The following is a 10263-nucleotide window of genomic DNA, read 5'->3' as shown; positions in this document are numbered from 1 at the left end:
TGAAGCCGAATCTGGCTAACTTGGATACCAGAAAATGATCCGGTTGGTTAACTCACTAGGGAAAAGACCCCTCCCATGCATGTCAACTTAAAGAGATGGGGAAATTGGGGGAAAAAGAAAGTTCTACATTAGACTGCAACTTTATATCACCCACTCACGCCCTCGCCCCCTTCCGTATAAGTAAATCATTGAACCCGTTTTAACGGGTTTAAGCTTTTAGCCCCAACTTGAGTTGAGGGCTGACTTTATATCACCCACTCACGCCCTCGCCCCCTTCTGTATAAGTAAATCATTGAACCCGTTTTAACGGGTTTAAGTTTTAGCCCCAACTTGAGTTGAGGGCTGACTTTGTATCACCCACTCACACCCTCGCCCCCTTCCGTATAAGTAAATCATTGAACCCGTTTTAACGGGTTTAAGCTTTTAGCCCCAACTTGAGTTGAGGGCTGACTTTGTATCACCCACTCACGCCCTCGCCACCTTCCGTATAAGTAAATCATTGAACCCGTTTTAACGGGTTTAAGCTTTTAGCCCCAACTTGAGTTGAGGGCTGACTAAAATCATCAAGCTACCCTGATTAGCCCCCAGTTCTGAGGTAAAGTATTGGCATAATTGTCTACGCAAGGAGATGAGTTATGGTCGCGACTCGCGAAGTGATTATTCCCACAGGTATGGAAATCCTATATGAAAAGTATCACTATTGTCCAGGTATTAGAATCGGAAATACAGTCTATGTCTCCGGTCAAGTGGGTCGCGACGAAAAGTTACAAGTGGTTGAGGGAATAGAAGAACAGTTTATCCAGGCGTTTGAAAATGTCAAAAAAGTTCTTTTAACCGCAGGCGTAACCTTTGACAATGTTGTAGAACTTGTAACCTATCATGTCACAAGTCCAGCGTCTATTCCAGCTTCAAGACCACTAATGATTCCTCATTTGTCGCTGTTTATGGAAATAAAAGATCGGTACTTTATTGAGAAATATCCAACTTGGACAAAAGTAGGTGTCACCGCCTTGTCTGACCCTGGACTCATCGTGGAAATCAAGTGTACAGCGCTGCGATAAAATCTAAGCTGTCAGTCTGAAACAATGGAGAATCGCCGCCATAGAAGGATGCCAACTCACAATAAGTATGGCAAAGTAGACAGCAAAGCTCAAGACGTGGTGCATTTTAATGAAATTTCGATCCAAACTTGCTGAAAAAGGCTCAATTTCTGCAACAGATAAAACAATTCCCAGAAGGTTACTACATCCTAACTATCCCTTCTCCACCACTCGTTTCCCGTTTTTTTATGGCTGGATTATTGCGGTGGTTTGCACGATTGGGATCATTATGAGTATTCCGGGTCAAACTGTAGGAGTGAGCGTTTTCACAGATCATTTGCTACGGGCGACGGGTGTATCACGTTTGGAATTGAGTAATGCTTACCTGGTGGGAACCTTAACCAGTGGTCTCCTATTACCCATGGGGGGTGTATTGCTTGACCGCTTTGGCGCACGAGTTATTGTAGTGGGTTCGTCGCTGTGGCTGGGGGGAACACTCTGTTATTTGAGTTTGTGCGATCGCATTGCTATCTTTGTCAATAGTATACTACCCCTTGATCATTCAGCCATAGCGCTGATAATACTCGGACTCGGCTTTACCAGCCTGCGCTTTTCCGGTCAAGGAATGCTGACAATGACCAGCCGTACCACCTTAGGCAAATGGTTTGACCGTCGTCGGGGGTTTGTCTCCGGTACAACCGGTGTATTTGTCTCCTTTGGCTTTTCCATTGCACCGTTAATTCTGAGTACCTGGATTAACGGCTTCGGTTGGCGATATACCTGGGTAACAATGGCAGCTATTGTGGGGATTGGCATGGGATTTGTTGGCTGGATGTTCTACCGAGATAACCCGGAAGAATGTGGTCTGATTATGGACGGAGTAGCGCCAACTTCAGTCACCACCGAACAAACTGTCAGTGAGAACAAGATACAAGATTTTACTCGTTCCCAAGCGCTGCGTACCCGAATTTTTTGGGCAGCAACATTAACCTTATCCTCTCACGCTTTAGTCGTTACCGGGATTACCTTTCACATCGTTGATATTGGCGCAGAAGCCGGATTATCGCAAATTCAGGCAGTGTCTCTGTTCTTACCCATGGCAATTCTCTCCACTATTGTGGGGTATTCGATGGGACTAAGCGCCGACCGAGTTCCTTTGAAATATCTATTCTTGTTCATGATTTTGTTTCAAGCTATCGGCTTTACTTGTGCTGCCAATCTGGGTATAGGCTGGTTACGGGGACTAACCATTGTGGGATTAGGCGCGAGTGGCGGCTGTTTTAGTACCTTATCTACTGTAGCTTTGCCAAGATTCTTTGGTCGAATGCATTTGGGGGCGATTGCTGGCGTTCAGATGATGAGTATGGTATGCGCGAGTGCAATAGGACCTTCATTCTTAGCTGTATTTAAGGATCAAGTGGGTTCCTATCAACCTGGTCTCTATGCTTGTGGTATACTCCCAGCAATTACACTCATTTTGACTCTTTTTTCCCATAATCCACAGCAGTAAAATGACGGCGAATCTAGCCTAATTCGGGGGAACATAAAACCTGATTATGTCCAGTTAAACGCTGGCTTAATTCGGCATATCCTGTTCCCCATTACCCGAAAACTTAGGTTTCCACCACCTGTCCGACAGCGAAAAAAACCCTAATGAACAAAAAGGTCAAGAACTTATTCACATCGATTGGTATCTGCGTCTTTTTCGGAATTATCGGTGGATGGCTAACTGGAGACGCATTGGAAACTTGGTTTAAGCAAATCAATCAACCGTGGTACTCACTCCCCTTAACCGGATGGTATAGTGTAGGATGCCTATATTATCTGATGATCATTGTAATTCTTTATCGGCTGCTCAATGAAGGGGGAAAATTCAAAGCCTCTCTCCTTGCAGGAGAGAGGTTTGGAGAGAGGTTTTCCAGAGCCCGTGAAAAGTAAGAAATACTATCCCCCTCATAACCCCAAAATTTCCCACGATTTTTCGACAACTTCGTCAGGATCAAACGGCTTAGTCATATACAAATCTGCCCCGACTTGTTGTCCTTTTTCTTTATCAAACTCTTGCCCCTTTGCCGTCAACATAATAATATATACATCTTTGATTTCACTATTATTTTTAACCGCCTGACAGACATCAAAACCATTCATTTTAGGCATCATTACATCCAGAAACACTAAATCAGGTTTTTCCGTTTTAATGGTTTCAATTGCCTCTTCCCCATTTTTTGCAATCAGGACTTCTACGCCTTCATCTTCCAATTCCTCTAAGGTTTGTGCCATTAACAGGCGAATATGCGGTTCATCATCAACAATCAACACTTTCTTATTCATCTTAATAGACCACTTCAAATACATCTACAGGTTTTTTCTTTCCCTTCACTTGCACCATGCCAACTTCCTTAAACTCAAACAGATTATAGGTGACATCATAGACACTGCGACACACCAAAATTTGTTCCCCTTTGGCAATGGATTGTAGACGAGAGGCAATATTGACCTTATCCCCAATAGCAGTATAATCCATGTGCTGAGGAGAGCCAACATTTCCCACAATCACTTCCCCTGAACTGATACCAATTCCGGTAATAAAATTTTGCCGAATCCAAGGAACCGGAATGGCTTTTATCCGCTTTTGCATTTCAATTGCTGTTTTAATCGCACCTTGCTCACTGTAAACTAAGCGAGAGGGAGCGCCAAACATTGCCACAATCATATCACCCACAAACTTATTGACAGTTCCGCCATAGCTGAAAATTACATCAACCATGTGGGTAAAATATTCATTCAAGTATTCGACGATTAGTTCCGGAGGTAATTCCTCACATTTCGTGGTAAAGTTTCTAATATCTGAGAATAAAATTGCAATATCCCGTTTAGCTGGCTCGAAGGAAAAATCATCTTTTTCTTCCAGGATAGCTTCAACAACTTTAGCCGAGACATAACGTTCGAGATTACTTTTAATCCGCTCCTCTTTTAGTTTTTGTTCATGCAAAATTGCATTTTCAATGGCAGATGCCGCTTGGGATGCTAATGCAGTTAATAACTTTAAATCAGCCGCCGTATAATTAATTGGCTCTTCGTGACTAATATTAATCACCCCAATGATACCATCTTTGGTTTGCATAGGAGCGCAAATCAGAGAGTAAATTTTATTTTTACCTGCGACAAATCGAATATCCGCCTGCACATTATTAATAATTTCAGCTTTCCCCGTCAAAATCAAATTACCTGCAATTCCTTTCCCCAACGCCAAGGGCGTTTTGGGGTCATATTCTTGACCAATGGCGGCGATTAACTCAAACTCACTGGTGTCTGAATTTAATAACATGAGTGAACCACTGGTGGCTTTAATTAATCGGGTGGCTTCATCAATGATTAAGTTGGCAACTTGTTTGAGATCAAGACATGCGGTTAATCGCCCTGAGATATTATAAAGCATATTAATTTCTTTATATTTATCCAAGGTTTCCCGCGCTAACATTTTTTCCTGAAGCTCTTTATTGGCAATATAACTCAGCAGAGATGCCAAGGATGCCGCCTTTTCTTCTCCTTTGATCCAACCAATAATATCATCAGCCAGCTTGACCGGATACCTGTCCAGTTCCTTTGGAGTTACTTCACCAAACAGGAGACAACCTTGGGTATCCTGAATCAGAATTGGTGTCTCCATGACTGCACTCATTTCCTTGATCAGAGATAAAACATCTTTTTTCTTCAACAACTTTTTAAGGCTGATGGTAACCATCGGATTTTTCATTCGCTAATAAGAGAAAAAATACGTTTTCCAGTCCCTTTTCAAATCGTAGGGTTTTGACAATATTATATCGCTCCGACAACTCAGAATTGACAATAATCATATCCGGTTTAACCGAAATAGCTTTTTCTTTAAAATCTTCCCCATCAAAGACCTCAATCACATTATATCCCCTGGCGGTTAGGACATCAGCTAGGGTTTTAACCGTGGATATATTTTCATCAACGACTAATATTTTCTTTTTAGAACTTCCTTGAGCAATTAAAGAATCAATTTCCTGAAGCAATTGTTCTGATTCAAATGGTTTAGTGATATACTTGTCAATTCCTAATCGATATCCTCGTTCGTGGTCTTCAATAATGGACAAAATAATAATTGGAATGTCCATAGTTGATGGATCATTTTTTAAGACCGCCGCAACATCAAAGCCATTCATTTCTGGCATCATCACATCCAAAGTAATTAGATCCGGTCTTTCTTGCTTAACGAGTGCGATCGCTTCTAGACCATCTTTGGCTTCCCGGACTTGATATCCCCGTGACTCGAGTTCTTGTCGCAACAGTTGACGAATTAAGGCTTCATTATCGACAACCAGTACTGTTTTATTGGCAGTCTTGTTCGTGGATGAGTTGTCAGGAGTGACCGTTACTTGAAGCTGCTTAACCAATGTGTCCATATCCATCATATTCACTTGGACAGGTAGATTAGTATGAATGGGAAGGGTAAACGAAAATGTACTTCCTTTTTTTAGCTCACTTTCGACCCAAATTCTGCCACTATGATGTTCGATAATTTGCTTACATATCGGTAATCCTAGACCCGTTCCTTGCGGTTTATCTGTTAACGTATCCCCGACTTGCTTAAATTTTTCAAAGACTTGAGGCTGATCAGCAGGAGCAATACCCATACCTGTATCAATAACACTAATAATAATTTCACTATGTTTTCTTGTCGCTCGGCAGGTTATTGATCCTTTTTGAGTAAACTTAACAGCATTGGAAATTAAATTAATCAGAACTTGAATCAGTCTATCTTTATCCCCAGAGATTTCTGGCAGCTCAGTTTCCACCTTTTTAATAAATTGAATATGTTTAGTCTCAAATAACGAGGATGTCGCCGCAATTGCCCGTTCAATAATCTCGTGAACCAACAACGGCTGCATATTCCAATCAACTTTCCCGGCTTCCATTTTGGCAATATCGAGAACGTCATTAATTAAAGCCGTTAATCGTTCTCCTTCAGATACAATAATCTTGACATTATCTTTGACTTGGCGAACCGTTCGATTAATTTTCTTATTGTCGGTTTGGATTTGGGGGAAAATGACATCTTCGAGTTTTTTCTTGATGATTTTAGTAAATCCCAAGACAGAAGTCAATGGGGTTCTTAATTCGTGGGAAACGGTAGAAATAAAATCCGTTTTCATCTGATCTACTTCTTTTTCAACGGTAATATCTCGAATCAGGATAACTGAACCAAGAAACTCCTCAACTGCACCATCAGCCAAAGCCACTTTATCAATGGCGGTGGCTACAGCTTTACCAATACGTCCCCCCGCTAGATCAATTTCTGCGGTAAATACTTCCCGGTGATGGTTTTGGGTTTGGGCGACTAATTCCACTAACTCGCTGCTTAATATATCTTGACCTTTTTTATCCGTAATATCCAGTTCTCCTAACCCTAACATCCGGAGGAAAGCGGGATTGAACTGAGATATTTTTCCTTCAGTGTCAGTAACCAGTAAGCCATCGACTAAATTATTAATAATAGCCGTCAAATGAGCGGTTCTTTCTTCAACGCGACCTTCGAGAATTTGATTAATACTTTCAACATGCTGGCGAGTATCTGCTTCAGTTTTCTGTAAGCGCTTGGCTTCTGATTCAGCTTGTTTTAAGAATTGTTCACGGACGTAGACTTTAACCGCCATTGAATTGAACAGATTTGCCAAACGTCCTAACTCATCTTTGCGAGTATCATCCAGTTGAATATTCAAATCTCCAGCCGCAATTCGCTCCGTTGCTCCCATCAACTCAATTAAGGGATTTGTAACTTGGCGACGCAGGACAAAATAGAGGACTAAGAGTTCAAGCACAAGTGCTACAATTCCTAACCCCAGAATGAATCCGGCTGTATCCCGGGCGGGTTTGGCTAAAATTGACTGGGGAAAAACGGTAACTAAATACCAATCTGGTTCATTAATTCTGGCGACAGCTAAGTATTCATTATCTTTAGTATTTTCAATGATGACTTGATTGGGGGTTATGTCTTTGACCAATTGAAAGATACGCTGAAGGTGGGGGTCATCGGATTTAAGAATATTGAATCGCCCCTTTTTTTGTTTGATTTTCTCGATTTTATCGGGATGAACAATGAGATGACCATCCCCGCTAAAAAGAATATTATAACCGCCCTCAGTATGCTCCTCAGTCATGCGATTAATCAGTTGATTCAGAGTCAAATCATGTCCAATTGTGGCAATATGTTCACCATCTAAATTAACAGGTGTTTTCACAGAGACAATCCAATCTTGAGCCTGAGGATCGTAGTACAGTCCTGTCCATACCGTATTCGACTCTGCATTGGTTTGGGTTTTAGCACGATAAGTTTTTTTCTCGTTTTGTAGATTAAGTTCAGTCGAAGCTCGTTGCACCCAGGGCGTTCCGGGCCAATAGATGGCGATAATATTGTCGGGGCTAGTAATGTAGGTATTGATAAAACGATGATGCCAAACTGAGCCATAGGTTGTGGTTAGGTTGTAAAAGGCGAGAACTCGCTGTCGAACCTCTGCATCAATGACCAGGTTTTCATCAATATAAACCCCCGCCTGCTCAAGGGTGTCGAACTTTCCCGGAGGCTGATCTTTTGGTCGATTACGAATCACACCATCAGACCACTCGACAAAGAGCTGATCGAATTTAGTATAGGAATTATAATCTGGTTCTTTTAGGTGCTTTAGTAACTCTTGTTTGAGAAGCGTATGATTATCTACAGCGATAGAGAAGAGAATGCTTTCCCGTTCACCTCGTTCATATACATATTTTTTGACCCGTTCCAATGCTTCAGCTTCAAAAAAGGATAAGGTGTGAAAATAACTCCACGTCGTTAATACAACGATAACTCCAGCAATCCTTAAGCCTACATTAACCAGCGTTCGCCGTGTGATAGATTGTTGCCCGGAAAAGATAGGAAAAGCCATTTTAGAGCGGGTGAAGGTTTAAGACAGACAGTTCTAACGTTGATGAGATGGAATCGGGAAAGCAAGGGAGCAGGGGTTGAGGGGCGCAAGATAGATCTAACTCAATTGTTCGCATTTTTAGATGGATGGCTTTTAAATTTTTGCACGACTCCCCAAGTTTTTAATCTACTGAATAAGATTCTGATGTTTCTTTAGCCACAATTTTGTAACAACGAAGAATCATGAAATTTTATTAATATCTACATCATCTCGATCAGATATCCGGATGAGTAACCTGTTCAATCTAGTTCACTCTCATCATCGCTAAAATATGGGTCAGCTAAGACGAATCAATTACGTATTGCCCGTTCCCTGTTCCCTGTTCTCTGTTCCCTGACAACCCCTAAGATGAGCTGAACAGAAGACGCGCCCCCCTGATTGTGGGTTAAATTAAGAAATAGAAAATTGGACGACTGACAACGATTGCTGCCGAACTGGGCGCCAGATCACCATGAAACGCTATTTATCCCGCCAAGTTTTACCTGTATTCCTCGCGATCGCAGGAATTCTCTCATCTACCAGTATCTCCCATTCCCAGAGCGATTTGCCCTGCTACCTAGAAGACAGCAACGGCAATGTCATGGATCTAGGTCATCTTTGTGGTAGTGGTAGCAGGACACCCTCGGTGATTCAAGTTCCCATCAAACGCCGAGTGTCCGGAATTCCGGTCGTTGATGTTCAATTTAATGGTAACCGCCGCTTTGAAATGCTCTTCGATACAGGGGCGTCTGGAATTGCGATTACCCCTCCAATGGCACAAGTCTTAAACGTTGCGCCAGAAGGCATCGTTATCACCTCCACGGCGGGTGGCAAAGTTGAAGTTCCGCGAGGTCGCGTTAATTCTGTCGCCGTCGGCGGTATTGAAGTCACGAATCCGGAGGTGACGATTAATCAATACCTCGATATCGGACTATTAGGACAAGGATTTTTTGGTGTCTACGATGTGACGATTAAGGAAAATGTGATCGAACTTAGATATCGGTAGGGAGGAATGTTGAGCCAAGTAGGGGCGGATGCGAGGGAATTGGGTTTAGCTGTTGATGGTAACGTTGATTCAAAACCTGCCCCCATCAAGTGCGATAATTATTTATTAAATGACCAATGACCGATAACCAATGATTAATGACAAAGGACAAAGGACAAATTACCAATGATGTGGCAATCTTTCTGGAGTCGTCGTGTTTGGATCGCTTTATTCAGCACATTAACCCTACTCAACAGTGCATGTAGTAATAGTGAGGCGGATACGGTTGCAAGTCCTACTCCGACGCAAGCCGCTAGTCCGGTTTCCACCCCTTCCGCTTCTCCCTCGCCCAAATCGCCAGCCTCAAAACCTCAGCCGCCGTCACCCCCTCAATCAGATACCTACGAAGAAGCCATTGATGTGGCGACAAGTGCGGTTACGATTAGTCAATCAGCCGTGAGTCGAGAGGATTGGAATTTAGTGGCGAATCGTTGGCAAGAAGCCATTCAGTTATTAAAAGCTGTACCCGCTTCCAGTCAGCACCACTCAACCGCCCAACAGAAGTTATCTCAATACCAAAACCTGCTGGCAGATGCTAAACAGCGATCCACACCGCCACCGCCGAAACCGAAACAAGGGGATAGTAGTCCCCAGTTTTTCTCAATACCGATAAAAGGAAAAGTTCGAGGTATTCCCATTATCGAAGTTACCTTTAATGGTCAACGGGAATTTGATATGCTGTTTGATACCGGAGCAACAAATACGCTAATCACCCAAACGATCGCGTCCTCACTAAACTTAAAACCAGTTGGGTTCAGCCAAATGAGTGTAGCCGATGGCGCGGTTGTACAAATGCCAGTGGCGATTCTGGAGTCCATAGAAAGCGATGGTCGCCTGAAACGAGACATAGAAGTCGCGATCGCACCGCCAGCTATGCCTGTTGGACTCTTGGGACATGACTTTTTTGACGGCTATGACATCACCATCAAAGATAGTGTGATTGAATTTCGCAAACGTTCATAATTTTTTATCCTGATGATTTAATCAGGGCGGGTTTTGTTGTTCACTTGTCGGTGAGAAAGGGCGGGTTTTGTTGTTCACTTGTCGGTGAGAAAGGGCGGGTTTTGTTGTTCCCTTGTCGGTGAGAAAGGGCGGGTTTTGTTGTTCACTTGTCGGTGAGAAAGGGCGGGTTTTGTTGTTCACTTGTCGGTGAGAAAGGGCGGGTTTTGTTGTTCACTTGTCGGTGAGAAAGGGCGGGTTTTGTTGTTCA

The 10263-nt window shown here is 42.8% G+C and carries 8 protein-coding genes; 5 read left to right on the top strand and 3 right to left on the bottom strand.

Translation table 11 applies throughout. The features are described from left to right. Positions 1-635 precede the first annotated feature (635 nt). From RIB93_RS07210 to RIB93_RS07200, 3 genes are all read left to right on the top strand, one after another. Positions 636-1061, top strand: a complete 426-nt coding sequence (locus RIB93_RS07210; RefSeq protein WP_446371684.1) for a RidA family protein — start codon at positions 636-638, stop codon at positions 1059-1061. A gap of 109 nt (positions 1062-1170) precedes the next feature. After that, the gene (locus tag RIB93_RS07205) at positions 1171-2550 is read left to right on the top strand and encodes an MFS transporter (protein WP_446371682.1); all 1380 of its coding nucleotides are present in this window, start codon (positions 1171-1173) and stop codon (positions 2548-2550) included. A gap of 143 nt (positions 2551-2693) precedes the next feature. Further along, entirely contained in the window at positions 2694-2978 is a 285-nt protein-coding gene (locus tag RIB93_RS07200; protein WP_446371680.1) for a tryptophan-rich sensory protein, read from the top strand. A gap of 15 nt (positions 2979-2993) precedes the next feature. On the opposite strand, the gene RIB93_RS07195 is transcribed toward RIB93_RS07200, so the two are convergent. The 3 genes from RIB93_RS07195 to RIB93_RS07185 are packed head-to-tail and all read right to left on the bottom strand — an operon-like array spanning position 2994 to position 7990. After that, complete coding sequence (locus RIB93_RS07195) at positions 2994-3371, bottom strand: response regulator transcription factor (protein WP_446371677.1); 378 nt, start codon at positions 3369-3371, stop codon at positions 2994-2996. 1 nt (position 3372) lies between these two features. Continuing rightward, positions 3373-4785 (bottom strand): adenylate/guanylate cyclase domain-containing protein, encoded by a 1413-nt coding sequence (locus RIB93_RS07190; protein WP_446371675.1) that lies wholly within the window; start codon positions 4783-4785, stop codon positions 3373-3375. Further along, positions 4766-7990: a response regulator gene (locus RIB93_RS07185; RefSeq protein WP_446371673.1), complete on the bottom strand. Its 3225-nt coding sequence runs from the start codon at positions 7988-7990 to the stop codon at positions 4766-4768. Before RIB93_RS07185 ends, RIB93_RS07190 begins: the two co-directional genes overlap by 20 nt. A gap of 490 nt (positions 7991-8480) precedes the next feature. Here RIB93_RS07185 and RIB93_RS07180 point away from each other — a divergent pair, with 490 nt between their 5' ends. Together RIB93_RS07180 and RIB93_RS07175 are read left to right on the top strand one after the other, a co-directional pair. Further along, positions 8481-9014 carry a retropepsin-like aspartic protease family protein gene (locus RIB93_RS07180; RefSeq protein WP_446371671.1) on the top strand — a complete coding sequence of 178 codons (534 nt, stop codon included), beginning with the start codon at positions 8481-8483 and terminating at the stop codon, positions 9012-9014. Positions 9015-9179: 165 nt separating this feature from the next. Then, entirely contained in the window at positions 9180-10016 is an 837-nt protein-coding gene (locus RIB93_RS07175) for a retropepsin-like aspartic protease family protein (RefSeq protein WP_446371669.1), read from the top strand. Positions 10017-10263 lie beyond the last annotated feature (247 nt).

The organism is Coleofasciculus sp. D1-CHI-01, from assembly GCF_040218875.1.
Taxonomy (GTDB): domain Bacteria; phylum Cyanobacteriota; class Cyanobacteriia; order Cyanobacteriales; family Coleofasciculaceae; genus Coleofasciculus.
The sequence above is the reverse complement of the archived record's forward strand: the minus strand, read 5'-3'. Positions and strand labels throughout refer to the sequence as shown.